The 26,399-nt window shown below is 64.0% G+C and carries 26 protein-coding genes; 20 read left to right on the plus strand and 6 right to left on the minus strand.

Translation table 11 applies throughout. The features are described 5' to 3' along the window. Positions 1–23: 23 nt before the first annotated feature. The 3 genes from AB7G19_RS20305 to AB7G19_RS20315 all read right to left on the minus strand — a co-directional run bounded on the left by AB7G19_RS20305 (position 24) and on the right by AB7G19_RS20315 (position 2,404). Positions 24–821, minus strand: coding sequence for a substrate-binding domain-containing protein (locus AB7G19_RS20305; RefSeq protein WP_441268035.1), 798 nt, complete (start codon positions 819–821; stop codon positions 24–26). 16 nt (positions 822–837) lie between these two features. After that, complete coding sequence (gene queF, locus AB7G19_RS20310) at positions 838–1,314, minus strand: preQ(1) synthase (protein ID WP_041960296.1); 477 nt, start codon at positions 1,312–1,314, stop codon at positions 838–840. 112 nt (positions 1,315–1,426) lie between these two features. Further along, positions 1,427–2,404: a Vgb family protein gene (locus AB7G19_RS20315; RefSeq protein ID WP_247305205.1), complete on the minus strand. Its 978-nt coding sequence runs from the start codon at positions 2,402–2,404 to the stop codon at positions 1,427–1,429. A 174-nt stretch (positions 2,405–2,578) separates the two neighbouring features. Between AB7G19_RS20315 and eno the strand changes: the two genes are divergently transcribed. The 17 genes from eno (at position 2,579) to AB7G19_RS20400 (ending at position 21,009) form a co-directional block, all read left to right on the plus strand. Further along, entirely contained in the window at positions 2,579–3,862 is a 1,284-nt protein-coding gene (gene eno / locus AB7G19_RS20320; protein WP_028149603.1) for a phosphopyruvate hydratase, read from the plus strand. 34 nt (positions 3,863–3,896) lie between these two features. Continuing rightward, on the plus strand, positions 3,897–5,036 hold the full coding sequence (locus AB7G19_RS20325; RefSeq protein WP_354097619.1) for a zinc-binding dehydrogenase: 1,140 nt from the start codon (positions 3,897–3,899) through the stop codon (positions 5,034–5,036). A 111-nt stretch (positions 5,037–5,147) separates the two neighbouring features. Then, positions 5,148–6,143 carry an MBL fold metallo-hydrolase gene (locus AB7G19_RS20330; RefSeq protein WP_354096050.1) on the plus strand — a complete coding sequence of 332 codons (996 nt, stop codon included), beginning with the start codon at positions 5,148–5,150 and terminating at the stop codon, positions 6,141–6,143. Between the two features lie 190 nt (positions 6,144–6,333). After that, the gene (locus tag AB7G19_RS20335; RefSeq protein ID WP_354097618.1) at positions 6,334–6,885 is read left to right on the plus strand and encodes an NADPH-dependent FMN reductase; all 552 of its coding nucleotides are present in this window, start codon (positions 6,334–6,336) and stop codon (positions 6,883–6,885) included. A gap of 170 nt (positions 6,886–7,055) precedes the next feature. Next, positions 7,056–7,373 (plus strand): FtsB family cell division protein, encoded by a 318-nt coding sequence (locus tag AB7G19_RS20340; RefSeq protein WP_354097617.1) that lies wholly within the window; start codon positions 7,056–7,058, stop codon positions 7,371–7,373. Positions 7,374–7,589: 216 nt separating this feature from the next. After that, positions 7,590–8,549, plus strand: a complete 960-nt coding sequence (locus AB7G19_RS20345) for a helix-turn-helix domain-containing protein (protein WP_354097616.1) — start codon at positions 7,590–7,592, stop codon at positions 8,547–8,549. A gap of 309 nt (positions 8,550–8,858) precedes the next feature. Beyond that, a complete protein-coding gene (adh, locus tag AB7G19_RS20350; protein ID WP_441268036.1) occupies positions 8,859–10,376 on the plus strand; it encodes an aldehyde dehydrogenase in 1,518 nt (505 codons plus the stop codon). Between the two features lie 206 nt (positions 10,377–10,582). Next, positions 10,583–11,935 carry a glycerophosphodiester phosphodiesterase family protein gene (locus AB7G19_RS20355; RefSeq protein WP_441268037.1) on the plus strand — a complete coding sequence of 451 codons (1,353 nt, stop codon included), beginning with the start codon at positions 10,583–10,585 and terminating at the stop codon, positions 11,933–11,935. Positions 11,936–12,189: 254 nt separating this feature from the next. Then, on the plus strand, positions 12,190–13,212 hold the full coding sequence (gene pdhA, locus AB7G19_RS20360; protein WP_063983080.1) for a pyruvate dehydrogenase (acetyl-transferring) E1 component subunit alpha: 1,023 nt from the start codon (positions 12,190–12,192) through the stop codon (positions 13,210–13,212). Between the two features lie 29 nt (positions 13,213–13,241). After that, on the plus strand, positions 13,242–14,642 hold the full coding sequence (locus AB7G19_RS20365; RefSeq protein WP_354100069.1) for a pyruvate dehydrogenase complex E1 component subunit beta: 1,401 nt from the start codon (positions 13,242–13,244) through the stop codon (positions 14,640–14,642). A 3-nt stretch (positions 14,643–14,645) separates the two neighbouring features. Then, on the plus strand, positions 14,646–14,948 hold the full coding sequence (locus tag AB7G19_RS20370) for a DUF5076 domain-containing protein (RefSeq protein WP_028149595.1): 303 nt from the start codon (positions 14,646–14,648) through the stop codon (positions 14,946–14,948). A 2-nt stretch (positions 14,949–14,950) separates the two neighbouring features. Then, on the plus strand, positions 14,951–15,403 hold the full coding sequence (locus AB7G19_RS20375) for a nucleoside deaminase (protein WP_014495015.1): 453 nt from the start codon (positions 14,951–14,953) through the stop codon (positions 15,401–15,403). Between the two features lie 57 nt (positions 15,404–15,460). Further along, positions 15,461–16,804 carry a pyruvate dehydrogenase complex dihydrolipoamide acetyltransferase gene (locus tag AB7G19_RS20380; RefSeq protein ID WP_354097613.1) on the plus strand — a complete coding sequence of 448 codons (1,344 nt, stop codon included), beginning with the start codon at positions 15,461–15,463 and terminating at the stop codon, positions 16,802–16,804. 8 nt (positions 16,805–16,812) lie between these two features. After that, entirely contained in the window at positions 16,813–17,046 is a 234-nt protein-coding gene (locus tag AB7G19_RS20385) for a hypothetical protein (RefSeq protein ID WP_354097612.1), read from the plus strand. Positions 17,047–17,063: 17 nt separating this feature from the next. After that, positions 17,064–18,485, plus strand: coding sequence for a dihydrolipoyl dehydrogenase (lpdA, locus tag AB7G19_RS20390; protein WP_208087044.1), 1,422 nt, complete (start codon positions 17,064–17,066; stop codon positions 18,483–18,485). Positions 18,486–18,668: 183 nt separating this feature from the next. Continuing rightward, a complete protein-coding gene (locus AB7G19_RS20395) occupies positions 18,669–19,910 on the plus strand; it encodes a threonine synthase (RefSeq protein ID WP_354097611.1) in 1,242 nt (413 codons plus the stop codon). A 127-nt stretch (positions 19,911–20,037) separates the two neighbouring features. After that, positions 20,038–21,009 (plus strand): tripartite tricarboxylate transporter substrate binding protein BugD, encoded by a 972-nt coding sequence (locus tag AB7G19_RS20400; RefSeq protein ID WP_354097610.1) that lies wholly within the window; start codon positions 20,038–20,040, stop codon positions 21,007–21,009. A gap of 79 nt (positions 21,010–21,088) precedes the next feature. Here the strand turns inward: AB7G19_RS20400 and AB7G19_RS20405 are convergent, their stop codons facing one another. The 3 genes from AB7G19_RS20405 to AB7G19_RS20415 form a co-directional block, all read right to left on the minus strand. Then, entirely contained in the window at positions 21,089–21,475 is a 387-nt protein-coding gene (locus AB7G19_RS20405) for a response regulator transcription factor (protein ID WP_208087041.1), read from the minus strand. 87 nt (positions 21,476–21,562) lie between these two features. Next, positions 21,563–22,240, minus strand: coding sequence for a response regulator transcription factor (locus tag AB7G19_RS20410; protein WP_085404624.1), 678 nt, complete (start codon positions 22,238–22,240; stop codon positions 21,563–21,565). Next, entirely contained in the window at positions 22,237–24,663 is a 2,427-nt protein-coding gene (locus AB7G19_RS20415) for a PAS domain S-box protein (RefSeq protein ID WP_354100070.1), read from the minus strand. Before AB7G19_RS20415 ends, AB7G19_RS20410 begins: the two co-directional genes overlap by 4 nt. 701 nt (positions 24,664–25,364) lie before the next feature. On the opposite strand from AB7G19_RS20415, the gene AB7G19_RS20420 reads away from it, so the two are divergent. The 3 genes from AB7G19_RS20420 (at position 25,365) to AB7G19_RS20430 (ending at position 26,319) form a co-directional block, all read left to right on the plus strand. After that, positions 25,365–25,763: a hypothetical protein gene (locus AB7G19_RS20420; protein ID WP_014495024.1), complete on the plus strand. Its 399-nt coding sequence runs from the start codon at positions 25,365–25,367 to the stop codon at positions 25,761–25,763. Then, a complete protein-coding gene (locus AB7G19_RS20425; protein ID WP_084795121.1) occupies positions 25,760–25,948 on the plus strand; it encodes a hypothetical protein in 189 nt (62 codons plus the stop codon). The genes AB7G19_RS20420 and AB7G19_RS20425 overlap by 4 nt, the downstream gene beginning before the upstream one ends. Positions 25,949–26,016: 68 nt before the next feature. Continuing rightward, on the plus strand, positions 26,017–26,319 hold the full coding sequence (locus tag AB7G19_RS20430; protein ID WP_175618423.1) for a hypothetical protein: 303 nt from the start codon (positions 26,017–26,019) through the stop codon (positions 26,317–26,319). Positions 26,320–26,399 lie beyond the last annotated feature (80 nt).

Here is a 26,399-nt window from a genome sequence, read left to right on the forward strand (position 1 = left end):
GCAGCGCGTGGAGTAGGCCTGCCTCACTTCGCGCCCCCCGCCGGGATCGGCTCCATCCCGCTTGCGATGATCGCTTCGCGCGCGGCGGGGGAGGCGAGGAATTTTATGAGGGCACGGCCGGCTTCGGGCTCCTTCGAACCGGCCGCGATTCCGGCCGAGAAGATCGTGATCTTCTGCAATTCGTTCGGCAGCGGTCCGACGATGTCGATGCCCTTCACGGGCTTCAGCTCGCTGATCTGCTGGAAGCCGAGCTCGGCCTCGCCGTGCGCGACGATCTCGCCGACCGGCGTTGCCGGAATCTTTCGTGCCTTGTCCTTCATGACGTCGGCGATGCCGAGCTTGTCAAACATCTCGGTCGAAACGTAGACGCCGCTGGCGCTGTCGGAATAGGCGATCGTCTTCGCCGCCAGCAGCGCGCGCTTGACCGCCTCCACCGAGCCGATGTCCGGCTTCGGCGCACCCGATTTCACGGCAACGCCGATCGGCGATCTGGTGAGGTCGACCTGGCTGCCGGCCACGACCTTGCCCTTGCCGGCGAGGTCAGTGAGGGCATAGCCCACCATGATCAGGACATCGGCGGGTTCGCCGCGCTCCAGCCGGACCGGGATCGCATTGGTGGTCGTCCCCATCGACGGCCCATATTCCGTCAGCACTTTGTTGCCGGTGGCCTTCTCGAATTCCGGCACGAGCGCCTTGTAGGCAGCCGTCAATCCGCCCGAGATCATCACATGGACCTCGGCAGCTTCGGCCACGCCGGTCAGCCACAGGACGGTTAGAACGCCGAAGGCAATGTTGCGGAATGTTGCTGATATCGATGTCATCGTCATTCGTCTCCAACTAACCCCGTCCACGATACGGCGCGACGCCTTGCTCCGGCACCCACAATCCCTTCGGTACGCGGCCGGTCTGCCAGAACACGTCGATCGGGATGCCGCCGCGCGGATACCAGTAGCCGCCGATGCGCAAGAACTTCGGCTTGATCTCGCTCGCGATGCGCTTGCCGATCATGACGGTGCAGTCCTCGTGGAATGCGCCGTGATTGCGGAAGCTCGCGATGTAGAGCTTGAGCGACTTCGACTCCAGCAGCCACGGGCCGGGCGCGTAGTCGATCATCAGATGCGCGAAATCCGGTTGTCCCGTGACCGGGCAAAGCGAGGTGAATTCCGGCACGGTGAAGCGCACCAGATAGTCCGTGCCCTTTTGCGGATTGGGCACGCGGTCGAGCTGGGCTTCTTCCGGTGTGTGCGGCCATTCGACCGCGCGGCCGAGCTGGAGGGATTTCTTCGCCATCGTCGTCACATCCTGTTCGAGCATGATCCGGAAAAGTGGGCACCGGTTTTCCGAAAGATCATGTTCAACTAAAAAACCGGAGCGCGATAAGATCGCGCTCCAGAGGGTGCCGGGATGGACGCAAATGTCGCCGTCGTCAACCAGCCGCGATCGTCTGGATCATGACGATCCGGTCGTTGCCGGACTCGCAGCCCCAGAGCTCACCCGGGCGGCCGTCGAGCTGGCGCACATTGGCATTGGCCTTGTCGCTGGCGAAAACGTTGAACCGCTCTGTCGCGGGATCGAAGCGGACGATGGCATTGGCGGAGAAATCGGTCAGCCAGACCTTGTCCTTGTCGTCGACATAGACGGCATAGGTGCGAGGGCGATCGCCCGGCAGCTTCCAGGTTTTCCAGGAGCCGTTGGCGGGATCGTGCACCGAGACGTGACCGCTGTTCCACTCGCTGACCCAGATCCGGCTTTGCGAATCTGACCAGACCCGCCGCGACCCCTGGCTCGGCGTCGGCGGCTCGACAATGGCGGCATTGCCGGTCGCAAGATCAATCTTCGCGATATGGCTGCCGGCCAGCGAGGCGTACCAGACCTCACCCTTGGGCGTCACCGCGATGCCGTAGGGGCCAACACCCCTGGGCGCCCTGAACACGTCCATCTCGCCCGATCCCGGCTTGAGCCGGCCGTAATAGCCGGACTGGCCGGTGAACCAGTAGGTGCCGTCCTTGTCGAACACGCCGGTGTTGAGATTGGCGGAGGCGAATTTCTCGGGCAGGCGGAACAGCGTGACCTTGAGATCGCCGGGATCGACCCGGGCGATCGCGTTCTGGCCGCCCTCGGTGATCCAGGGGGCACCGTCGGGGCCGATCGTCACGCCGTGCGGTGCGGCGCCCTGGCCGAGGCTGACTGTCTTGAAACTGCCATCCCGGGGGTCGAGCCTACCCAGCATGCCCTTGCCCTGCGCCGTGAACCAGACCGTGCCGTCGCGAGCGGGGGCGAGATCGTGCAGGCCGATGCCGGCGCTGATGGGGAAATATTTTGTCCGGAACAGGCCTTCCTGCGCAAAACTTGGGCGAACGGCGAGGAGGGCGGCGCTCGAGGCAAGAAACTGGCGGCGGTTCATGGCGTTACCCCGACTGTTTCAGATTGAGGTTGGACGCGCAGAGCAGGCGACTTCAAGGATAGTCCGAGCCCGCTCACGCGTCAGTCGAAGCACGCCGTCCAAGCGTTCACATTTGCTTGCGGCCCGTGTAAGACCCCCGGCACCGATCAGCCCTAACGAACGGAAGTGCACATCATGACCGCCATCATCGACATCATCGGCCGCGAAATTCTCGACAGCCGTGGCAATCCCACCGTCGAGGTCGACGTCGTGCTGGAAGATGGTGCGCTCGGCCGTGCCGCGGTGCCGTCGGGCGCCTCCACCGGCGCCCATGAGGCGGTGGAACTGCGCGATGGCGACAAGGCCCGCTATCTCGGCAAGGGCGTCACCAAGGCCGTCGGCGCCGTCAATGGCGAGATCTTCGAGGCCCTGAGCGGCCTCGATGTCGAGCAGCAGGCCCAGATCGACCAGATCATGATCGACCTCGACGGTACGCCGAACAAGAGCCGGCTGGGCGCCAATGCCATCCTCGGCGTCTCGCTTGCCTGCGCCAAGGCTGCCGCAAACTCGCTCGACATGCCGCTCTATCGTTACGTCGGCGGCACCTCGGCGCGTCTGTTGCCGGTGCCGATGATGAACATCATCAATGGCGGCGTTCATGCCGACAATCCGATCGACTTCCAGGAGTTCATGATCCTCCCCGTGGGCGCGTCGTCCTTTGCCGAGGGCCTGCGCTACGGCGCGGAGGTGTTCCACACCCTGAAGTCGGAATTGAAGAAGGCCGGCCACAACACCAATGTCGGCGACGAGGGCGGTTTCGCCCCGAACCTGCCGTCGGCGGACGCCGCGCTCGAATTCGTCATGAACGCGATCGGCAAGGCCGGCTACAAGGCCGGCACCGACATCGTGATCGGCCTCGACTGCGCCTCGACCGAGTTCTTCAAGGACGGCAAATACGTCTATGAAGGCGAGGGCAAGACCCGCTCGATCTCCGAGCAGGCCAAGTACCTCGCAGACCTGGTGTCGCGCTATCCGATCGTGACCATCGAGGACGGCATGTCGGAAGACGACATGGACGGCTGGAAGGAGCTCACCGACCTCATCGGCAAGAAGTGCCAGCTTGTCGGCGACGATCTCTTCGTCACCAACGTCAAGCGCCTGGCCGAAGGCATCAAGGCCGGCCGCGCCAATTCGATCCTGATCAAGGTCAACCAGATCGGTACGCTGACCGAGACGCTCGCTGCCGTCGAGATGGCGCACAAGGCCGGCTATACCTCGGTGATGTCGCACCGCTCCGGCGAGACCGAGGATTCGACCATCGCCGACCTCGCGGTCGCCACCAATTGCGGGCAGATCAAGACCGGCTCCCTTGCGCGTTCCGACCGCACCGCCAAATACAATCAGCTCCTGCGCATCGAACAACAGCTCGGCAAGCAGGCACTCTACGGCGGTAAGGCGGCATTGAAGGCGCTGGCATAAGCCGGCGCTCCAGCTAGGACAGGGGAGGATCGACATGAGCGACGGCAAGACCGGACTGCAACTGCGTTCGCTGATCAAGAAGAGCGGTGAACTGGAAATCTCGCTCGTCGACGTGCCGACTCCCGAGCCCGCGGCGGACGAGGTCGTCGTCCGCGTCGAGGCGGCGCCGATCAACCCGTCCGACCTCGGCCTCCTCGTCGGCGCGGCCGATATGAGCACGGCGAAAGCGTCCGGCACCAAGGACGCTCCCGTCATCACCGCGAAGGTGCCGGAGGGCGCGATGCGGGCGATGGCCGGCCGGCTCGACGAAGCCATGCCGGTTGGTAACGAAGGCGCGGGCGTCGTCATCAAGACCGGCTCGTCCGATGCCGCGAAAGCATTGATGGGCAAGACCGTCGCGATGATCGGCGGAGCGATGTACGCGCAGTACCGCACGCTGAAAGTGCGCGAGTGCCTGCCGCTGCCGGCGGGCACCACGCCGGCCGAAGGCGCCTCCTGCTTCGTCAATCCGCTCACGGCGCTCGGCATGACCGAGACCATGCGGCGCGAGGGGCACAAGGCGCTGGTGCATACTGCGGCCGCCTCCAATCTCGGCCAGATGCTGAACAAGATCTGCATCAAGGACGGCATTCCGCTGGTCAACATCGTGCGCAGCAAGGAGCAGGCCGACATCCTGCACAAGATCGGCGCCAAATACGTCGTCGATTCCACCGCACCGAGCTTCCTCGGCGATCTCACCAATGCGCTGGTCGAGACCGGCGCCACCATCGCCTTCGATGCCATCGGCGGCGGCAAGCTGGCCGGCGACATCCTCAACTGCATGGAAGCCGCGATCAACAAGACCGCCAAGGAATACAGCCGCTACGGCTCCAACGTGCACAAGCAGGTCTACGTCTACGGCGCGCTCGATATCCGCCCGATCGAGCTGCCGCGCGGCTTCGGCATGGCCTGGGGCGTCGGCGGCTGGCTGCTGTTTCCGTTCCTGATGAAGATCGGGCAGGCGGACGGAGCCAGGCTGCGCCAGCGCGTCGTCGACGAATTGAAGACGACCTTCGCCAGCCACTACACCAAGGTGGTGTCGCTGACCGAGGCGCTCGATCCCGCCAACATCGCGGTCTATGCCAAACGGGCCACCGGCGAAAAATTCCTCATCAACCCGAATAAATCTTCGTGATGTGCCACGGCACACCATCCAAAGAAGGACTTGCCTTCTGAGCGAAGCGCGGGAACATTCGCGCCGCAATTGAAAGCGGGGCAACCGCAAAGCACAGAAGGGGACACTTCCATGACTGATCTGAATCGCCGCGACTTGCTCGCGGGCGCTGCCGCTATGGGCGCGGCGGCCGTAACCGGACTTGGACCGACCACTGCCAGTGCCTCGGTGCCGCAAAGCGGGGCGCAGGCGCCCGGCTTCTATCGCTACAAGGTCGGCAGCTACGAGTGCACCTCGATCAACGACGGCGCGCGCACCTTCCCGATGCCCGACAAGTTCGTGGTCAACCTGCCGAAGGAGGAAGCGCTGGCCGCAGGCGAGGCGGCGTACATGCCGAAGGGCATGGTCACGGTGCCGTTCAACCCCCAGCTCATCAACACCGGCTCGAAGCTGGTCCTGATCGACACCGGCAACGGCGTTGCCAATCTCGAGCCGAGCAAGGGCGCGGTCGGCCGTACGCTGCAGAACCTCGCCGCTGCCGGCGTCGACCCGAAGAACATCGACATCGTGCTGCTGTCGCATCTCCATCCCGATCACACCAACGGCATTCGTCTGGCCGACGGCGCGCTGGCGTTCCCGAATGCGGAGATCATGGTGCCGGCGAAGGATTGGGAGTTCTGGGCGAGCGACGAGAACGCGGCCAAGGCTCCGAACGACATGACGAAGAACTACTTCGCCAACGTGAAGAAGACCTTTGCCGGCCTCGAATCCAAGGTCACGAAGTACGAGTGGGGCAAGGAGGTCGCGCCGGGCATCACCTCGATCGCGACGCCCGGCCATACGCCGGGTCATACCTCGTTCGCGGTGGCCTCCGGCGACAAGAAGGTGCTGATCCAGTCTGACGTCACCAACATTCCGGAGTTCTTCCTGCGCAATCCGGACTGGCACGTGGCGTTCGACAACGATCCGGCACTGGCGCAGGCCACCCGCCACAAATTCTACGACATGGCAGCAGCCGAGAAAGCGACCGTGATCGGATTCCACTTCACCTTCCCCTCGGTGGGGCATGTCGAGAAGGACGGCGCGAAATACCGCCTGATCCCGTCGGCCTGGAATCCGACGATCTGAACCGGGCCAGGGGTTTGCGAGAAACATCAGGCCGCCTTCGGGCGGCCTGATTGTTTTTGGATCGTAGCGACCATCTGCTTTCGAGAAACTCAGCGTTTCCAAACGGGACCGGTTCATGCACTTGCATCCATCGGTCGGGATCGCTTAAGTGCCGCCCCGGAACTTCCGCTCAAGCCCTCAAGGACAATCCATGGCCTACAACATCGTCGTGATCGCCGGCAGCCTGCGCAAGGACAGCTTCTCGCTAAAGGTCGCCAACGCGCTCGCAAAGCTCGCGCCGGCCTCGCTCAAGCTCGAGGTCATCACGCTGGCAGGCATCTCGTTCTTCAACCAGGACCTCGAGGGCGCGCCGCCCGCGGACTGGCTGTCCTTCCGCGAGAAGCTGCAGAAGTCGGACGGCGTGATCTTCGTCACCCCCGAATACAACCGCGCCATCCCGGGCGTGCTCAAGAACGCCATCGACGTCGCTTCGCGCCCCTATGGCAAGAGCTCGTTCAACGGCAAGCCGGTCGGCATCATCTCGAACTCGCCGGGCCCGCTCGGCGGCGTCAGCGCCGCCAAGACGCTGCAGAACATCCTGCCGGGCATTGCCGGACCGATCCTGCAGCAGCCGGAGATCTATCTGAACGCGGTCGGCGATGCCTTCGATGCGGAGGGGAACCTGATCAAGGAATCTCTGAAGCCCGTCCTCCAGGCCTATATCGACGCGTTTGCTGCGCACGTGGCCAAACACCACGGCTGACGTCTTTCTTCGTCATGGCCGGGCTTGTCCCGGCCATCCACGTCTTGGCTCGCGGTGACGAAAAACGTGGATGCCCGGCACAAGGCCGGGCATGGCGGCTGGGAGTAGGGATTGGAACGCGAAGGGGGGCGATTAGCACTCCCTTAACCAACCTGCCGCATCTTCCCAAGATGGTCTCCCGCGCGCGCCTGAAATCGATCCTGACCGGCCTTGCCCTCTATGCGATGGCGGCCGCTATCGTCGGCTATTTCGGCGTCAACGCCTACACCGGCAAATACGGCCTCAACGCCCGTCAGGAACTCGACCAGGAGATCATCGCGCTGACGAGCGAGCTGGCCCAGCTCAAGCGCGAGCGCGCGAAGAGCGAGCAGCGCGTGTCGCTGCTGCGGACATCGCGGATCGATCCTGACATGCTGGACGAGCGGGCGCGCTATCAGCTCGACTATGTCAATCCGCGCGATCTCGTTCGGATGATCCCGGCCAAGTAGCGCTTTTCGCTGCATTCGAAACCGGCATCGAAAGCCGCTGCCGAAATCCCGCAACCGTGTAGCAATTCTACCGAAAGTCTTAGGCTTGGAACCGGGCTGCCGCCTTGACGGCAACGCGGCAACGGCCCCATGGCTTCTGCCGCCGTCTGCCTGAGTTGACGCAGATCAACCGGGCCGTGCCGGCGCAGCCTAGACTGCCACCCGGAGGAAACAGTGATGAATGGGCCAATGTCCCGGCATCACGCGGCCCGCGTCGAGGCCGCCATTGCGTCAGGCCAGGCCGCGCGCTCCGCGCTGGTGGCCTCATGGCGCCGTTCGTCCCGATTGCATCATCTCGATCCCGCCGGCCGCAGTGCGCCGATGCGGCTGAGTGATGTCGAGTTGCGGCAGGCGCGCGAGCGCGTCGCGCCGTTGCTCGCCGCCGCGCAAAGCGCGATGGACCGGCTCTATCAGGCGGTCGGCGCGAGCGGCTGCTGCGTGCTGCTCGCCGACGGCGCGGGCGTGCCGGTCGACCGCCGCGGCACAGCGGTGGACGATGCGACGTTCCAATCCTGGGGCCTGTGGACCGGCGCGCTCTGGAGCGAGGATCATGAAGGCACCAACGGCATCGGCACCTGCGTCGTCGAGCAGCGCCCGCTGACGATCGACCGCGACCAGCATTTCTTCACCCGCAACACGCTTCTGAGCTGCACCGCCGTTCCGATCTACGACCACGAGGCGGCGTTTGCGGGCGTGCTCGATGTCTCCTCCTGCCGCGCCGACCGGACCGATGCGTTTTCCAATCTGATCGCGCTCGCGGCAGGTGAGGCGGCGAGGCGCATCGAAGCTGATCTGTTTCGCCGCGCCTTCGCCCATGCCCGCATCGTGCTGACGCAAGGCGCCGACGGCCAGACCGGCGGCCTCGTCGCGGTCGATGCGGATGATCTCGTGATCGGCGCGACCCGGTCCGCGCGGGTGGGACTCGGGATTGCGCCCGGCCGTCTCTTGCAGCCTGTTCCCGCGGCTGACCTCCTCGGCGGCGAACCCGCGCATGACCATCTTGCGGGCGGCCAGCGCGCGGTGCTGCAGCGGGCGCTGCTGCGCGCGGGCGGCAATGTTTCGGCCGCCGCCAAAGCCCTCGGCGTCAGCCGCGCCACGCTGCACAGGAAGCTGAAGCGGTTCGAGCTGAAGCACTGAGCTGCGGCTCTATTTTTCTTCCGCGCCCACCAACTCGACCCTCATGGTGAGGAGGCCGCGAAGCGGCCGTCTCGAACCATGCAGGCCTGGCTGTGCCCGCGGCCATCCTTCGAGACGCGCGCAAGAGCGCGCTCCTCAGGATGAGGGCTGAGTGTGTGGGGGGAGCTGCGTCACCTGTCGCAGAACTGCGACAGGTTACCCCGGCCATCGCTCACGCCCGGGCTGACAGAAAAACGCTCCCGCGACATCGTCGGCGCAAGTCGTGAACACGCGACGAATTGCGCAAACAGCAAACATCGGGAGTGATCAATGAACAAGGTGGAATTCCTCGGCGTCACCCAGGTTCCCTTCGCCGAACGCTATGACAATTTCATCGGCGGCAAATTCGTCGCGCGAATCTCCGGCAAGTACTTTGACAACGCCTCGCCGGTGAACGGCCAGATCGTCTGCAAGATCGCGCGTTCCGACGCGCAGGACGTCGAGGCCGCCCTCGATGCGGCGCACGCCGCCAAGGGCGCCTGGGGACGCACCAGCGTCGCCGAGCGCGCCGCGATCCTGAACCGGATCGCCGACCGGATGGAAGAGAATCTGGAGCGCCTTGCGATTGCCGAGACCTGGGACAACGGCAAGCCGATCCGCGAGACCCGCGCCGCCGACCTGCCACTCGCGATCGATCATTTCCGGTATTTCGCCGGCGTGGTGCGCGCACAGGAAGGCTCGATCGGCGAGATCGACCACGACACCATCGCCTATCATTTCCACGAACCGCTCGGCGTGGTCGGCCAGATCATCCCCTGGAACTTCCCGCTGCTGATGGCATGCTGGAAGCTCGCGCCGGCGCTTGCCGCCGGCAATTGCGTCGTGCTCAAGCCGGCCGAGCAGACGCCGGCCTCGATCATGGTCTGGGCCGAGATCATCGGCGATCTCCTGCCGCCCGGTGTCCTCAACATCGTCAATGGCTTTGGCCTCGAAGCCGGCAAGCCGCTCGCGTCCAGCCCGCGGATCGCGAAAATCGCCTTCACCGGCGAGACCACGACGGGCCGGCTGATCATGCAATATGCCAGCCAGAACCTGATCCCGGTCACGCTCGAGCTCGGCGGCAAGTCGCCGAACATCTTCTTCAACGACGTCACCGCAGAGGACGACGACTTCTTCGACAAGGCGATCGAAGGTTTTGTGATGTTTGCGCTGAACCAGGGCGAGGTCTGCACCTGTCCGAGCCGGGCGATTGTCCACGCCGACATCTACGACCGCTTCATGGAGCGGGCGTTGAAGCGCGTCGCCGCGATCAAGCAGGGCGACCCGCGTGCGGCCGACACCATGATCGGCGCGCAGGCATCTAGCGAGCAGCTCGCCAAGATCCTCTCCTATATCGACATCGGCAAGCAGGAGGGCGCCAAGGTGCTGGCCGGCGGCGGTCGTGCCGAGCTCGGCGGCGATCTGTCCGGCGGCTTCTACGTCCAGCCAACGGTGTTCGAGGGCCACAACAAGATGCGAATCTTCCAGGAGGAGATCTTTGGTCCCGTCGTCTCGGTCACGACCTTCAAGACCGATGACGAAGCGCTCGCGATCGCCAACGACACGCTCTATGGCCTGGGAGCCGGCGTCTGGAGTCGCGATGCCAACCGCTGCTACCGCTTCGGCCGGGCTATCCAGGCCGGCCGGGTCTGGACCAACTGCTACCATGCGTATCCCGCGCATGCCGCGTTCGGCGGCTACAAGCAGTCGGGCGTCGGTCGCGAGACCCACAAGATGATGCTCGATCACTACCAGCAGACCAAGAATCTCCTGGTCAGCTACAGCCCGAAGAAGCTTGGCTTCTTCTGATCGGGCAAGATCTGATGGGGCAAGATCTGATCGGGCAGGAGAGGGCGGCGCAACCTTGCGCTGCCCTCTCCGCCGTCATCTGTCTGTCAGAGTCTTGAGACAAGACGACAGCGCCGACCGTATCCGGTTCGGCGCCCGCAGCATTCGAAGCGATGCCGCGCAAAGACGGAGGCTCGGTGATGCGGAACAGTCGTTCAGGACGGACAATGGGTGTCGCAGCGATGCTGTTCGGCGCGGCGGTGCTGCCGCTGTCGATGGCCTTCGCACAGTCCGGCCCGGCGCCAGCCGGCGCCAAGCCCTTCCTGACCGTCGATGGAAAGGCGCCGCTGGTCCTTGGCCATCGCGGCCTGCCGGGCCTGGTACCTGAAGAGACCGAGGCGTCGTACGACCTCGCCGCTGCGCTCGGGACCGATGCGCTCGAAGAGGATTTGCAGCTGACCAAGGATTGCGTTCTGGTCGTGCGCCATAACCCCTGGCTGAGCGACAACACCAACATTGCCGAGGTGGCGAAGATCAATGCGGCCGTCGCTGCCCGCAAGCGGACCGTGCCCGGTGTGCGCGTCAAGGCGCCGTCGGCCACCGGCGTGCCTGCCGACTACCTGACGGATCTCAGCGACCCGGCCGATCCCAAATCGGTGCTGAAGTCGCTGATCGTCGACGGCGAGGATCATACCAACGATTGGTCGATCAGCGATTTCACCATGGCCGAGCTGAAGCAATGGATCGGCGGCACCACCTATGACGCGGCCAACGAGCGGCCGAAAGTCTTCAACGGCAAACTCCCGATCATCAGCTTCCAGGACGTCATCGACATCGCCAAGGTCAAGAGCAAGGAGACCGGGCGGTCCATCCTCGTCTATCCCGAAACCAAGAACCCGACCTGGAACAATGCCCAGGCGATCGCCAATGGCTGCGGTGCGGCCGGCAGCCGTCCGCTCGAGGATGCCCTGATCAAGATCATCGGGGATAACGGCCTCAACACCAAGGACGCTCCCATCCTGGTTCAGAGCTTCGAGCCCGGCAGCCTGAAATATATGCGCAGCCACGGCCTTCAGACGCGGCAGGTCCAACTCGTCGACGGCAACGGAATCGACTTCAAAACCGGCAAGGTTCTCCTCAACAACATCACGAATTCGCGCCCGTTCGACTGGACCGTTGCGGGTGAGGCCCGCCTGTACGATGCGATGCTGACGCCCGAGGGGCTTGCCGAGATCAAGACCTATGCCGAGGGCATCGGTCCGTGGAAGGCCTATATCGTTCCGCTCAAGATCGCGCCGTGGAAGGACAGCAACGCCGATGGCACGCCCTACAAGGGATCGACGCCGGAGGCTTCGACGCAGGACGCGACCAGCCTTGTCGCGGACGCGCACAAGCTCGGTCTTTTCGTCCATGTCTTCACGTTTCGGAACGAGAAGAAATATCTTGCCGCCGACTATCGCGGCGACCCGAGCCTTGAATATCTCAAATTCTACCGGCTCGGCGTCGATGGGGTCTTCAGCGACTTCACGCATACCGGCGTTGCCGCCCGGGCTGCGTATTTGCGCGAGTTGGGCTGGTAAGGCCGGTACGGCGAATCGGACGCGCGTGGGATTTCGGATACAAAACAGCGCGTCCGATTTCTCTGCGTTGGCTGCTCACGTTCCCTTCGCTGACCGGTGAGCTAAAGTTGCCCGATCGGCGCCAAAGGTTTTGCAAAGTTTCGGTCACGTTGCAGTGCGGCATAATGAAAGTCGCGCCATGCCGCCGCGGTCCTTTCCAAGGGCGTTTGACTTGGGTTAGAGAGGGCTGAAGTTTTCTCTGACCCGGAATTCCCATGGCCGCACCCAAGAAAGCCGCCGCAAGCACTCCACAGGACAAGACCGACGGCGGTTCGCCCCCGGAATTCACCAGAGAGCAGGAGCTCAAAGCGCTCCGCGACATGCTCCTGATCCGGCGGTTCGAGGAAAAGGCCGGCCAGCTCTACGGCATGGGCGCGATCGGCGGCTTCTGCCACCTCTATATCGGCCAGGAGGCCGTCGTGGTCGGCATGCAGATGGCCCTGAAGCAGGGCGATCAGGTCATCACCGGCTATCGCGATCACGGTCATATGCTTGCCACCGGCATGGAGGCCAACGGCGTCATGGCCGAGCTCACCGGCCGGCGCGGCGGCTATTCCAAGGGCAAGGGCGGCTCCATGCACATGTTCAGCAAGGAGAAGCACTTCTACGGCGGCCACGGCATCGTCGGCGCCCAGGTCTCGCTCGGCACGGGTCTGGCCTTCGCCAACCACTATCGTGGTAACGACAATGTCAGCGTCACCTATTTCGGCGACGGCGCGGCCAACCAGGGCCAGGTCTATGAGAGCTTCAACATGGCGGAGCTCTGGAAGCTGCCGGTGATCTACGTCATCGAGAACAACCGCTACGCCATGGGCACCTCGGTGTCGCGTGCTTCGGCGCAGCAGGATTTCTCCAAGCGCGGCGCGTCCTTCAATATCCCCGGGATGCAGGTCGACGGCATGGACGTCCGCGCCGTGAAGGCCGCGGGCGAGGAGGCGGCCGCCTGGTGCCGCGCCGGCAAGGGCCCCTTCATCCTGGAGATGCAGACCTACCGCTATCGCGGCCACTCGATGTCCGACCCCGCAAAGTACAGAACGCGCGAAGAGGTCGAAAAAGTCCGCCACGACCAGGACCCGATCGAGCAGGTGCGCAACCGCCTGCTCGCGGCCAAGGTGAGCGAGGCCGATCTCAAGGCGATCGACGCCGAGGTCCGCGACATCGTCAATGCGTCCGCCGACTTCGCCCAGCACGATCCCGAGCCGGATGCCGCCGAGCTCTGGACCGACATTTATCGCTGAACGCGCGCAAGCTTTCTTTTGGAGTCGATATGCCAATTCAAGTGCTGATGCCCGCGTTGTCGCCCACGATGGAGAAGGGCAACCTTGCCAAGTGGCTGAAGAAAGAGGGCGAGACGATCAAGTCCGGCGACGTCATCGCCGAGATCGAGACCGACAAGGCGACCATGGAGGTCGAGGCGACCGATGAAGGTACGCTCGGCAAGATCCTGATCCCCGAGGGCACCGCCGACGTTGCGGTGAACACGCCGATCGCGACCATCCTCGCCGATGGCGAGACGGCCGCCGATCTCGCCAAGGCGCCGGCCGCGCCCGCGCCGAGCGTCGCGCAGGAAGTCGCCGAATCCCGCTCGCCGGTCGGCGAAGGCAAGCCGATGATCTCGGCGCCGAAGGCCGCGCCTGCACCCCAGGCCGTCGCCGAACCCGATCCCGAAGTGCCCGCCGGCACCGCGATGGTGACACAGACCATCCGCGAAGCGCTGCGCGACGCCATGGCCGAAGAGATGCGCCGCGACGCCGACGTCTTCGTGATGGGCGAGGAAGTCGCTGAATATCAGGGCGCCTACAAAGTGACCCAGGGCCTGTTGCAGGAATTTGGCGCCAAGCGCGTCATCGACACGCCGATCACCGAGCACGGCTTTGCCGGCATCGGCGTCGGCGCTGCCATGACCGGGCTGAAGCCGATCGTCGAGTTCATGACCTTCAACTTCGCCATGCAGGCGATCGACCAGATCATCAACTCGGCTGCCAAGACGCTCTACATGTCCGGCGGCCAGATGGGCTGCTCGATCGTGTTCCGCGGCCCGAACGGCGCCGCCGCGCGCGTCGCCGCCCAGCACAGCCAGGACTACTCGTCCTGGTATTCCAACGTCCCGGGTCTCAAGGTGGTCGCGCCGTTCTCCGCAGCGGACTACAAGGGCCTGCTCAAGGCCGCGATCCGCGATCCCAATCCGGTGATCTTCCTCGAGAACGAGGTGCTCTACGGCCATACCGGCGAAGTGCCGAAGCTCGATGACTTCGTGATCCCGATCGGCAAGGCGCGCATCGTGCGTTCGGGCAGCCACGTCACCATCATCTCCTGGTCGAACGGCATGACCTATGCGCTGAAGGCCGCCGACGAACTCGCCAAGGACGGTATCGAAGCCGAGGTGATCGACCTGCGCACGCTGCGGCCGATGGACACCGAGACCATCGTCAACTCGGTCAAGAAGACCGGTCGTGCGGTCACGGTGGAAGAGGGCTGGGCACAGAGCGGCGTCGGCGCCGAGATCGCCGCGCGCATCATGGAGAACGCCTTCGACTATCTCGACGCGCCGGTCGCGCGCGTCTCCGGCAAGGACGTGCCGATGCCCTATGCCGCGAACCTGGAGAAGCTCGCGCTGCCGTCGGCAGCCGAAGTGGTCGAGGCCGCCAAAGCCGTCTGCTACAGGTAGATCATGGCGGGCCCGAAGGAGCAGCCATTGCCACCCGACGTCCTCGCCCGCGACGATGCGGTCGAGATCCTGCGCGTATTCGTGCTGGACGGCGGGCTGTCAATGGCGTTCCAGCGCGCCTTCGAGGAGCCCGACATGTGGGGCCTCCTGCTCGTCGATCTCGCCCGTCACGCGGCGCGCGCCTATGCGCGCGAGAGCGAATACACCGAGGAGGATGCGCTGAGCCGGATCCTCGAGATGTTCCAGGCGGAGATTGAACGGCCAACCGATACGGGCACGACGACACCGCGCGGGAAGGGGCACTGATCGTGGCGATCGAAGCCCATCATTTCGATTTCATGCTGGAGGCGATCCGTGAGGCGGAGGCCTCGATCGCGCAGGGCGGCCTGCCGATCGGCGCCGTGCTGACGCGCGGCAATGAGATCATCGCCCGCGGCCACAACAACCGCGTGCAGGAAAAGAACGTCATCCTCCACGGCGAGATGAGCTGCCTGCGCGAAGCCGGCGTGATCTCGTTCCACGACACCGTCATGTACACCACGCTGTCGCCATGCTCGATGTGTGCCGGCGCACTCGCTCTGTTCAAGGTGAAGCTGGTGGTGATCGGAGAATCCGTCACCTTCCCGGGCTCCAAGGACATCCTCGACAAGTTCGGCATCCCCTGGATCGACCTTGCCGACGACCGCTCCATCACCATGATGAAGAATTGGCGTTCCATCCCTGCCAACGAGCGCCTTTGGCAGGGCGACATCGGCAACTAAACCTGGTCGTCTTCGCTGTCGGAGACGACGTATTGCAAAGTTCTTCTTGAGGTCAGCATGCCCATCAACATCCTGATGCCCGCTCTCTCGCCGACAATGGAGAAGGGCAACCTCGCCAAGTGGCTGAAGAAGGAAGGCGACAAGGTCAAATCCGGCGATGTCATCGCCGAGATCGAGACCGACAAGGCGACCATGGAGGTCGAGGCGATCGACGAAGGCACGATCGCCAAGATCCTCGTGCCCGAGGGCACGCAGGACGTCCCGGTCAACGACGTGATCGCCGTGCTGGCCGGCGAGGGCGAGGACGTGAAGGCGGCTGGTGCCGCCAAGCCCAGCGCCTCGGCCGCACCTCCGAAAGCTCCTGAGGCGCCCGCCGCCGCGGCTGCGCCTGCCGCGCCCAAGGCAGCACCGCCGCCTGCCGCTGCACCGGCGCCGCAGGCCGCAGCTCCGGCCGCGCAGAGCAACGGCCATGGCGGCCGCGTGTTCTCATCGCCGCTGGCGCGCCGTCTCGCCAAGGATGCAGGCATCGACGTGTCGATGGTGACGGGCACCGGCCCGCACGGCCGCGTGGTGGCGCGTGACGTCGAGCAAGCCAAGTCCGGCAAGGGCCTGAAGGCGCCTGCCGCTGCGCCGTCCGGGGCGCCCTCGATCGCGCCGACCATGTCGGACAAGCAGATCCTGTCGCTGTTCGAGCCCGGCTCCTACGAGATCGTGCCGCATGACGGCATGCGCCGCACGATCGCGCAGCGCCTGACTGCGTCGATCCAGAACGTCCCGCACTTCTACCTCACCATCGACTGCGATATCGGCAAGCTGCTCGCCGCGCGCGAGGAGATCAATGCGGCTGCTCCCAAGGACAAGGAGAAGAAGCCGCTCTACAAGATCTCGGTCAACGACTTCGTTATCAAGGCGATGGCCGTTGCGCTCCAGAGAATCCCGAACTGCAACGTCAGCTGGACCGAAAGCGGCATGGTCAAGCACCACCATTCCGACGTCGGTGTTGCCGTGGCGATGCCCGGCGGCCTGATCACGCCGATCATCCGCAAGGCAGAGACCAAGACGCTCTCCACCATCTCCAACGAGATGAAGGATTTTGCCGCGCGCGCCCGCTCGCGCAAGCTGAAGCCGGAGGAATACCAGGGCGGCACCACCGCGGTCTCCAACCTCGGCATGTTCGGCATCAGCCACTTCACCGCCGTGATCAACCCGCCGCATGCGACGATCCTCGCGGTCGGCACCAGCGAGGAGCGGCCCGTCGTCCGTGGCGGCAAGATCGAGATTGCGCACATGATGAGCGTGACCTTGTCCTGCGATCACCGCGCCATCGACGGCGCGCTTGGCGCCGAGCTGATCGGCGCGTTCAAGCAGCTGATCGAAAATCCCGTCATGATGATGGTCTGAGATGGCGCATGAGGACGCGCTGGCCCTGGATCTCGATGCTGGTCTCGCTGATCCTCACGCTCAGCCCGCTCGGCCGCGACATCGTTGACGCCGCCTTCTTCGCCGGCGAGGCGCTGTCGCGCAACATCTGGGCGCCGATCGCGCTCACCATCTTCGCCGTCGTGGCGGCCGCCATTCTCTCGGAATGGCTGATCAGAAGCTACATCCGCAATCGCCGCGCCCGCGGCGCAACGACCGCTTGAGTTGAACGGGAGCCGCCATGGCCGATACATCCTTCGACGTCATCATCATCGGCTCCGGCCCCGGCGGCTATGTCACCGCGATCCGCGCCGCCCAGCTCGGCCTCAAGGTCGCGATCGTCGAGAAGTCCTATCTCGGCGGCATCTGCCTGAACTGGGGCTGCATCCCGACCAAAGCGTTGCTGCGCTCCGCCGAGATCTACCACTACATGCAGCACGCCAAGGATTACGGCCTGTCGGCGGAGAAGGTCTCGTTCGACCCGAAGGCCGTGGTGCAGCGTTCGCGCGGCGTCTCGAAGCGGCTGAACGACGGCGTCGGCTTCCTGATGAAGAAGAACAAGGTGAGCGTGATCTGGGGCGCGGCCTCGATCGACGCGCCCGGCAAGGTCACCGTGAAGAAGTCCGACGTCGAGGGCCCGAAGGGCGCGCTGGGCGAGGGGGCTTACCAGGCCAAGCACATCATTATTGCAACCGGCGCGCGGCCGCGCGTGCTGCCCGGGCTCGAGCCTGACAAGAAGCTGATCTGGACCTATTTTGAAGCGATGGTCCCGGAGAAGATGCCGAAGTCGCTGCTGGTCGTCGGCTCCGGCGCGATCGGCATCGAGTTCGCCTCGTTCTTCCACACCATGGGCTCCGAGGTCACCGTGGTCGAGGTGCTGCCGCAGATCCTGCCCGTCGAGGACGCCGAGATCGCAGGCCTCGCCCGCAAGCGTCTGGAGAAGCAGGGCATCAAGATCATGTCCTCGACCAAGGTCACGAAGCTGGAGAAGAAGGCCGACAGCGTCGTCGCCACCATCGACGACGGCAAGGGCAAGCCCGTCACCACCGAGTTCGAGCGGGTGATCTCGGCGGTCGGCGTCGTCGGCAATATCGAGAATCTCGGCCTCGAAAAGCTCGGTGTGAAGACTGACCGGGGCTGTATCGTCATCGACGGCTACGGCAAGACCAACGTCCCCGGTATCTACGCGATCGGCGACGTCGCCGGTCCCCCCATGCTGGCGCACAAGGCCGAGCATGAAGGCGTGATCTGCGTCGAGGCCATCAAGGGCCTGCATCCGCATCCCATGGACAAGAACCTGATCCCGGGCTGCACCTATTGCCAGCCGCAGGTCGCCTCCGTCGGCCTCACCGAAGCCAAGGCCAAGGAAAGTGGCCGAGAGATCCGCGTCGGCCGTTTCCCCTTCGTCGGCAACGGCAAGGCGATTGCGCTGGGCGAGGATCAGGGCCTGGTCAAGGTGATCTTCGACAAGAAGACCGGTCAGCTCCTCGGCGCCCACATGGTCGGTGCTGAAGTCACCGAGCTGATCCAGGGTTACGTCGTCGCCATGAACCTGGAAACGACCGAAGAAGAGCTGATGCACACGGTGTTCCCGCATCCGACCCTGTCGGAGATGATGAAGGAAGCCGTGCTCGATGCGTATGGAAGGGTGTTGAATATTTGAGGATTGGACGGCGGCGCCGTGCCCGATCCGTCATCCTGAGGTGCGAGCAAAGCGAGCCTCGAAGGGTGAACGGCCGAGATGCAGCAGCCGGGCTCGTCGCCCTTCGAGGCCTCCGCTTCGCTCCGGCACCTCAGGGTGACGAGTTCAATAGTAACCAAGCAGAACAACAAGAGGGGTCAACCCATGCACGATAACGACAATCTCACCATCGAACGCCCGACCTTCGTCACTCATCTCGAATGCGCGATGGAAGGCGATCATTACGCTGCCGACCAGGTCCACAATCTCTCCAAGGCCGGCAAGCCGCTTTTGGTGCGCTACGACCTCGCGGGCGTGAAGAAGGCGCTGACCAAGGACGCGCTTGCCCAGCGTCCTGGCGACATGTGGCGCTACCGCGAGCTCTTGCCCGTGCGCAAATGCAAGGACATCGTCTCGCTCGGCGAGGTCACGACGCCGCTGATCCGGCTACCGAAGCTCGGCACCAAGCTTGGCGGCGGCGAGATCATCGTCAAGGACGAGGGACGCCTGCCGACCGGCTCGTTCAAGGCGCGCGGCCTCGTGATGGCGGTGTCGATGGGCAAGGCGCTCGGCATCAAGCACATGGCGATGCCGACCAACGGCAATGCCGGCGCAGCGCTCGCGGCCTACGCGACCTCCTGCGGCATCAAGACCACGATCTTCTGCCCGGCGGACACGCCGGAGGTGAACGTCAGCGAAATCGAGCTTCAGGGCGCGACCGTCTATCGCGTCAACGGCTATATCGACGATTGCGGCAAGATCGTCGGCGAAGGCAAGGCAAAAGTCGGCTGGTTCGACACGTCCACGCTGAAGGAGCCGTACCGCATCGAGGGCAAGAAGACGATGGGCCTGGAGCTCGCCGAGCAGCTCGGCTGGGACGTGCCCGACGTGATCTTCTATCCGACCGGTGGCGGCACCGGCCTGATCGGCATGTGGAAGGCTTTCGACGAGCTGGAGAAGATCGGGTTCATCGGCTCCAAGCGCCCGCGCATGGTCGCGGTGCAGGCGTCGGGCTGCGCGCCGATGGTGCGGGCCTACGACGCCGGCACCGAGCATGCGACGCGCTGGGAGGACGCCCACACGATTGCGTCGGGCATCCGCGTGCCGCAGGCGATCGGCGACTTCCTGATCCTGCGCGCGGTGCGCGAGAGCAAGGGTTTTGCCATCGCGGTCGACGACGACAAGATCTCGTCGGCGCTGAACGAGGTCGCGCGCGAGGAGGGGCTGCTGCTATGCCCCGAGGGCGCCGCCACCTACGCCGCCTACAAGGACAGCCTCGCCGACGGCCGCGTCAGCAAGACCGACCGCGTGATGCTGTTCAACTGCGCGACCGGCCTGAAATACCCGCTGCCGCCGGTCACCCGCACGCTCGATCGCCACAAGCCGATCGACTACACGCAGTTCTAGGCACGACCAGACCGCCGGAGCGCGATGATCGCGCTCTGGCGCGTCATTTCGTCTCGTCACGACCGATCCCTCTTCCCGTACGCGGGAGGGCACAAAAAACAACAAAGACATCGCTGGGGAGAAGACAATGAAGAAGGCCATCTGGGCCGGGCTGCTCGGTATTCTCGCTGTGACCGGCGCCACGCGCGCCGACGACTATCCTTCGCATCCCATCACCGTCATCGTTCCCTTCGCCGCCGGCGGCCCGTCGGATGCGATGGCGCGCGTGCTCGCCGAGCGCATGCGGGTGACGCTCGGCCAGCCGCTGGTGATCGAGAATGTCACCGGCGCGGGCGGCTCGATCGGCGTCGGTCGCGCCGTGCAATCGGCGCCGGACGGCTACACCATTTCCTTCGGTCATCTCGGCACCCATGTTGCCAACGGCGCCGTCTACAAGCTCAAATACGACCTCGTCGCCGATCTCGAGCCGGTGGTGCTGCTGCCGAGCAATCCGATGATCGTGGTGAGCAAGAACGCGGTGCCCGCGACCTCGTTGAAGGAGCTCATCGAGTGGCTGAAGTCGCGGCCGTCGCCGCCGACCGCCGGCACCGCCGGCGCGGGCTCCGGCAGCCATATCGCCGGTGTCTATTTCGAGAGCGTCAGCGGCATCAAGCTGCAATATGTGCCGTATCGCGGCACGGCTCCCGCGCTGAACGATCTCATCGCCGGCCAGATCGACGTCATCATCGATCAGACCTCCAACTCCATCAACCAGGTCCGCGCCGGCACGATCCGCGCCTATGCCATTACCGACGACAAGCGGCTCTCGTCGGCGCCGGACATTCCGACGGCAGCCGAGGCGGGGCTGAAAGGCTTCAACATGACGTTGTGGTCGGGCCTGTGGGTGCCGAAGGGCACGCCGAAGGAGATCGTCACCAAGCTCAATGCGGCCGCCGTGGAAGCGCTGAACGATCCCGCCGTGAAGAAGCAGCTCGAAAGCCAGGGCCTCGAGATGACGCCCAAGGATCAGCTCACGCCCGAAGCGCTCGGCGCGCGCCAGAAGGCGGAAATCGCAAAATGGTGGCCGATTATCAAGGCCGCCGACATCAAGGTGGATTGAGGCGGATTGCCTCTTCGGATGGGGCCACAACGTCAAGTGGCCGCACCCTGTGGAACAATCAGGTTCACGCGGCGCCGCGTTACGTCTTGGCTTCGCTGTGCTTCGACAGGGCCGTCTCCAGACAATTGATCAGAGCCGGCGTGGAAAACGGCTTCGCGAGAAAGCAGATGGCGCCAGCTTTCAGTGCGCGGTCGCGCACGGCATCGTCGGGAAAGGCGGTCATGAAGATAAACGGCGTGCGGTGACCAAGGCCGCGCATATGCATCAGGAGATCAACGCCGCTCATGACCGACATCTGCACATCCGCGATCACGCAGGACGTCGTCCTCAGTTCGGCCGACTGGAGAAATTCGAGAGCGGAGCCAAAGATGTAGACGGTGTATCCCCGCGACGTCAGCAGATTGTTGGTCGCAAGGCGGACGGATGGATCATCGTCAATGACGGAAATGACCGAAGGGACTGACAAGATGATCGCTCCTGATCGGGGAGCGGCCGCGCGCGGCGCAGCCGCCCATCGGAAAATGGGCCCCCGGAGCGACCTTGGAAAGCATACTTAGGTTTGCACCTTTCCCCCCGGGCGTGGAATTCCGAGCACCTCGGTCATTCTGACGAGATCGGCCAATGACTTCGCACCCATTTTCCGCATGATCTGCCCGCGATAGATCTTGACGGTAATCTCAGCCAATCCAAGCTCGGCAGCGACTTGCTTGTTCATCAGGCCGGACGCAACCAGGGCGAGAATGTCGCGTTGACGCGGCGTCAGGCCTTCGAAGCGAGTCCGCACGCTCGACACCGACTTCTCGGCATCGCGCCGCTTGCGATCGCGTTCGATCGCAGCCTGGACCGCGTCCAGCATGTCCTGGTCGCGCACCGGCTTGGTCAGAAAATCGATGGCGCCACTCTTCATGGCCCGGACGGTCATGGGGATATCGCCATGACCGGTGATGAAGATGATGGGCGTGCGAATGTCGGCCTTCACGAGGTCCGCCTGGAGGTCGAAGCCGCTCGAGCCGGGCAGGCGGATGTCGAGCACGAGGCAACTGGGGACCACCGGCGGCTTGGCTTCCATGACCTCCGCCGCCGAGCCGAAGGCCTCCACCCTGAGGCCGACCGATTGGAAGAGATTGGTGAGCGCACGCCGCATCGACGGATCGTCATCGACGATCAGGACGATCGGATCATCGGCCCCCGCCTGTGCCTGCGCCTGCGTTGGCTTGGCGTGGTCGGTCACGACGCGGCCTCGTGTGGGAAGGGCAGGGCAATCTGGAATGTTGCACCGCTCCCCTCATTTGGGAATGCCGAAAGCCGGCCCGCGTGAGCCTCGATGATCGATCGGCAGATCGATAGTCCCATCCCCAGGCCGCTCGACTTTGTGGTGAAGAACGGCATGAACATGCGGTCTGTCACGTCGCTGTCAAGGCCGAGACCGCGATCCGTCACGGTAAGAAGCAGGTGCTCGTCGCCGTCTCGACTGGAGCGAATTGCCAGCTCGCGCGGGAGCTCGACATTGGCTTGCATGGCTTCGATCCCGTTCATGACGAGGTTGATCAGCACCTGCTGGAGCTGGATCCGATCGCCGCAAATGTTGGGCAGGCCCGACGACAACTCCATCCGCACCGACACGGCATGGGTAGCGAGCTCGCGCCGAACGAGGGCCATCACCTCCCTCACGACCTGATTGATGTCGAGTGGGACCATCTCGATTTCGGTCTTTTTCGCGAGCGCCCGGATCCGGCGGATCACCTCGCTGGCCCGATTGGCGTCCTCCACGATCCATTCGACGGAACGGCGCGCAGCATCGAGATCGGCCGGGTCGCGGCCGAGCCAACCGATGCAGGCGTCGGCATTGGAAATGACGGCGGCGAGCGGCTGATTGATTTCGTGGGCAATCGAGGCGGTGAGCTCGCCGAGCGTCGTGATGCGCGTGACATGCGCGAGCTCGGCTTGCGCTTTGCGCAGGGCATCTTCGGCCTGCTCGGTGCGGATTGCCGCCGTCACATCGCTGCTGACGCCACGATAGCCGAGGAAGTTACCATTCTCGTCATGGAAGGGCTTGCCGCTGGTGCGCACGTAAATCTGAGATCCGTTGCGATCCCTGCTGCGGTAAACCAGGTCGCGGAACGGAAGGTGGGCATCGAGCGCCGCGCGATGCTGCTCCCACTTCTCGGGCTCGAACTCGGCATCGGGCGGAATGTCCCAACGGGTCAGCCCGATCAAGCCCGTCGGCACCGGACTGGCCGTGTCGGCGTGTTCCGATATCCGGGTGATGCGGTGATCCGGCCCGGTCTCCCAAAACCAGTCCGATGCGGTTTCGGCATAGTCGCGGAAGCGCTGCTCGGATTGCTTGAGCTCGTCAAAGGCCTTTTGCAGTGATTCTTTTGCGGCGAACTGCTCGGTGACGTCCACGTGCGTGCCGATGATTTCCATCACATCGCCATCGCCGCCTTTGACAGGATGTCCCTCCGTATGGACACGTCGTATCGAACCGTCCGGACGTGCAATCCGAAAGTCGATTTCGAAGGGCTCCCCTTGGTGGATTGCGCGACGTTCCACGTCGGCAATTCGTCGAAAGTCATCGGCGAGGATCCGTTGCTGGAAAGCCCGCGCCGGGACATCGATCTGGTCCGGCTCAAATCCGAACAGGCGGTAGAGCTCAGCCGATCGGTAGGCAAACTCCTGACGACGCACGTCCCAGGCCCAGCTGCTCGTATGGCTGAGGCGCTGGGCTTCGGCCAGATAGGCCTCACTGCGGCGCAGCCTCTTCTCTGTTTCCTTTGCAATCGTGACATCGGTGACAGCGCCGGCGAACTCGATGCGCCCGGATGCACGTCTCACCGCGCGTGCCACGGAATGGAGATATTTGATGGATCCATCCGGCATCAACAGGCGATATTCATGGTCGAAATCCTCCGCCTCGCGGAAGGCTCGATCAAGAGTCTTGCGGACCGCATCGCGGTCCTCCGGATGGATGCGCTGAAACACGAAGCCCAGGTTCGGCTGCATGGCCGGGTCACATTGGAAAATGCGAAACGTTTCCCTCGACCAGAAGATCTCGTCGGTCGTGGGGCTCAAGCCGAAGCTGCCGGTGCGGCTCAGTTCCTGAGCCTGGGCGAGGTAGGCCTCGCTCTGCCGCAGCGCATCCTCCGCCTCCTTGCGCTGGGTGATGTTTTCGCAGGCGACCAGCACGACCGGCGTGCCGTCGCCGCGCAGCATCGCCTTGGCGTTTTCACGGACCCAGAGAACCGAGCCGTCTTTGCGGATCTTGCGAATCTCCCAGGTGTGCGACTGGTCCACGGTTTCCAGGCACAACCCTACGCATTGACGGACGAAGTCGCGGTCTTCCTCGAAAAAGACGTTCAGCACGGATTGGCCGGTCAACTCGGTCGCCGTGTAACCCAATTGTGCGGCGCCAAACGTGTTCACGTTGAGCACCGTCCCGGCCGGATCGACCATGAAATACATGACCGGATTATGCTCGAACACCTCGCGCCACTGCTTCACGGCGTCGCGTAGATCGACGATGTCCTGTCGCGAGTCATCACCGACCGCGGAACTGTCCTTCTCGCCGGTGCCGAAAGATCGAAGCGCCGCGAGGCCGCCGAGCAGCAATTGTGCGGCCGAATTACCAAATTTCGCGATTTGGCCAGGCATCATCGCGGGCGTCCCGGCTCGCAGGGGTCGAAGCAAGTAGAGCACTTTGCAATCAGGGGAGCAATTCCCTCCGACCAAAGTAGACTCTGCGCCGAAACTCGCGGCAGCCGTGCAGCCTGCCGGCCTTGCGCCGTCTCGTTGCGAAGGTGCGGCGAAGGCCCGGAAAACTACGGGACAAACCTACGTATAGCTCGCGCATCCCAAGTCATAGCGCACATTTACCTCCGTACAATTGAGTCGTCCGTTGCATGCGGATTAGTCTCACAACCATCGAAGGGACGCGATGTGCAAGGCCACAAGCCGGCGATTAGCTCGATGTGCTGCTGATGGCTCCCCGTCCATTGCCCGACTTGCCGCACGATTGGCTGGTCGCGATTGAGAGGCCGCATTTCACTAACGAGCGTGGATGGCCGGGCGTCAGCGTACGCGCGAAGCCACGACCATGAGAGCCGGGAGGAGAGCATGATGTGCGATACGCCTGAACACTCCGAGCGTGGCCCTGCCGTAAAAGCTTGCGCTGTCTGTAGCGGCAAGTTTGGCCTGATCCGATATTATTCCTGGCGAGCGCCGCTGTGCTCCAGAAAATGTCTCGATCGCTTCAGGGCGCGCCGCGAACGCGACCGCCGATGGTTGTTTCGATTTCAGGCGGCATGAGGATTAGCCCTTCGATCGGCTCCATTCGGCAATTCTGAACCGGAGGCTGCGTGCTGAACCGTGCTTGCAAGCTCCTCTTGATGATCGCGCTGCCGCTTCCGTTGGTAACGGGAGTGAAGGCCGACGAGCTCGGACAGGATGGTGCACATCGTCATCATCCGCTCCAGGATCAGCTCCTGCACGAGAAGTTCTATTCCAGCTGGCACATGCCCGATAATCCCGTGCTCAGCTGCTGCAACAGCGCGGATTGCTACCCGACCGAGGTGCGATATGTCGACGGCCGGATCTACGCGCGGCGCCGGGAGGACGGGAAGTACATCCTCATTCCATCCCAGAAGGTCGAGCGAAACAGGGACAATCCCGACGGCCGCAACCATCTTTGCGCGCCGCCGCCGTCCGCCTCTCTGGTCGACACGGTCTACTGCTTCGCGTTGGGAGGTGCCACGTGAGATTCATATTGGTGAACGGCAGGACCCCTTTCCGCAAGACATTCTGTCTATGGTGCTGCGAGGAGATCAGCGGCGGCTATCTGCGCGACGCGAAGACGCTGCTGCCCTATTGCGGCTACGAGTGTTACGCGCTCCATCACGAAGCGGCGCCGTTGATCGAGAGGCGAGCGCAAGCGGCGTCTTGAGCTGACGGGTGGGCGAGGCGCATCGGCCGACGCGGCTGCTGGCAGGGGAGGACAGGACGTTGAAATTCATGCTCGTCAACCAGGACCAACCGCGCCATGGCGTCACTTGCAGCGCGTGCGCCCGGCCGCTCGGTTCGAGCTACGTCCGGCATGTGTCCACGCAACGGCAGTACTGCGAGTATGATTGCTACCGCAGATATCAGCAGACGAGCATGGAAGCGCTCTGGCCTTACCGCAGTTCGCTCGAGATGGTCACGGTGTTGGCGGCCATTTCGAGCTGGAGCTGGATGATGCAATTCGGCGCGCTCTCGGGCGCGCTGACGGAAGCATTTCTGCGCGCGCACGAACCTTCTGACCACGGAAGGAGGTGACGGCTAGCCTAACGATGCGGGCCGCGCAGAGTCGGCGGCCGCAGTCACTGCATCCAGCTTCGCGCCGCGTCCAGCCCCGG

The sequence above is a fragment of the Bradyrhizobium sp. 215_C5_N1_1 genome (genome assembly GCF_052075935.1).
Classification (GTDB): domain Bacteria; phylum Pseudomonadota; class Alphaproteobacteria; order Rhizobiales; family Xanthobacteraceae; genus Bradyrhizobium; species Bradyrhizobium barranii.

Coding starts and splice junctions, on each gene's coding strand:
- AB7G19_RS20430 (WP_175618423.1), top strand. CDS start 26,017: ATGCTCGTCAACCAGGACCAACCGCGCCATGGCGTCACTTGCAGCGCG.
- pdhA (WP_063983080.1), top strand. CDS start 12,190: ATGGCCGCACCCAAGAAAGCCGCCGCAAGCACTCCACAGGACAAGACC.
- AB7G19_RS20335 (WP_354097618.1), top strand. CDS start 6,334: ATGGCCTACAACATCGTCGTGATCGCCGGCAGCCTGCGCAAGGACAGC.
- AB7G19_RS20370 (WP_028149595.1), top strand. CDS start 14,646: ATGGCGGGCCCGAAGGAGCAGCCATTGCCACCCGACGTCCTCGCCCGC.
- AB7G19_RS20365 (WP_354100069.1), top strand. CDS start 13,242: ATGCCAATTCAAGTGCTGATGCCCGCGTTGTCGCCCACGATGGAGAAG.
- AB7G19_RS20395 (WP_354097611.1), top strand. CDS start 18,669: ATGCACGATAACGACAATCTCACCATCGAACGCCCGACCTTCGTCACT.
- adh (WP_441268036.1), top strand. CDS start 8,859: ATGAACAAGGTGGAATTCCTCGGCGTCACCCAGGTTCCCTTCGCCGAA.
- AB7G19_RS20355 (WP_441268037.1), top strand. CDS start 10,583: ATGGGTGTCGCAGCGATGCTGTTCGGCGCGGCGGTGCTGCCGCTGTCG.
- AB7G19_RS20400 (WP_354097610.1), top strand. CDS start 20,038: ATGAAGAAGGCCATCTGGGCCGGGCTGCTCGGTATTCTCGCTGTGACC.
- AB7G19_RS20415 (WP_354100070.1), bottom strand. CDS start 24,663: ATGATGCCTGGCCAAATCGCGAAATTTGGTAATTCGGCCGCACAATTG.
- AB7G19_RS20340 (WP_354097617.1), top strand. CDS start 7,056: ATGGTCTCCCGCGCGCGCCTGAAATCGATCCTGACCGGCCTTGCCCTC.
- queF (WP_041960296.1), bottom strand. CDS start 1,314: ATGCTCGAACAGGATGTGACGACGATGGCGAAGAAATCCCTCCAGCTC.
- AB7G19_RS20330 (WP_354096050.1), top strand. CDS start 5,148: ATGACTGATCTGAATCGCCGCGACTTGCTCGCGGGCGCTGCCGCTATG.
- eno (WP_028149603.1), top strand. CDS start 2,579: ATGACCGCCATCATCGACATCATCGGCCGCGAAATTCTCGACAGCCGT.
- lpdA (WP_208087044.1), top strand. CDS start 17,064: ATGGCCGATACATCCTTCGACGTCATCATCATCGGCTCCGGCCCCGGC.
- AB7G19_RS20345 (WP_354097616.1), top strand. CDS start 7,590: ATGAATGGGCCAATGTCCCGGCATCACGCGGCCCGCGTCGAGGCCGCC.
- AB7G19_RS20305 (WP_441268035.1), bottom strand. CDS start 821: ATGACATCGATATCAGCAACATTCCGCAACATTGCCTTCGGCGTTCTA.
- AB7G19_RS20380 (WP_354097613.1), top strand. CDS start 15,461: ATGCCCATCAACATCCTGATGCCCGCTCTCTCGCCGACAATGGAGAAG.
- AB7G19_RS20385 (WP_354097612.1), top strand. CDS start 16,813: ATGAGGACGCGCTGGCCCTGGATCTCGATGCTGGTCTCGCTGATCCTC.
- AB7G19_RS20325 (WP_354097619.1), top strand. CDS start 3,897: ATGAGCGACGGCAAGACCGGACTGCAACTGCGTTCGCTGATCAAGAAG.
- AB7G19_RS20315 (WP_247305205.1), bottom strand. CDS start 2,404: ATGAACCGCCGCCAGTTTCTTGCCTCGAGCGCCGCCCTCCTCGCCGTT.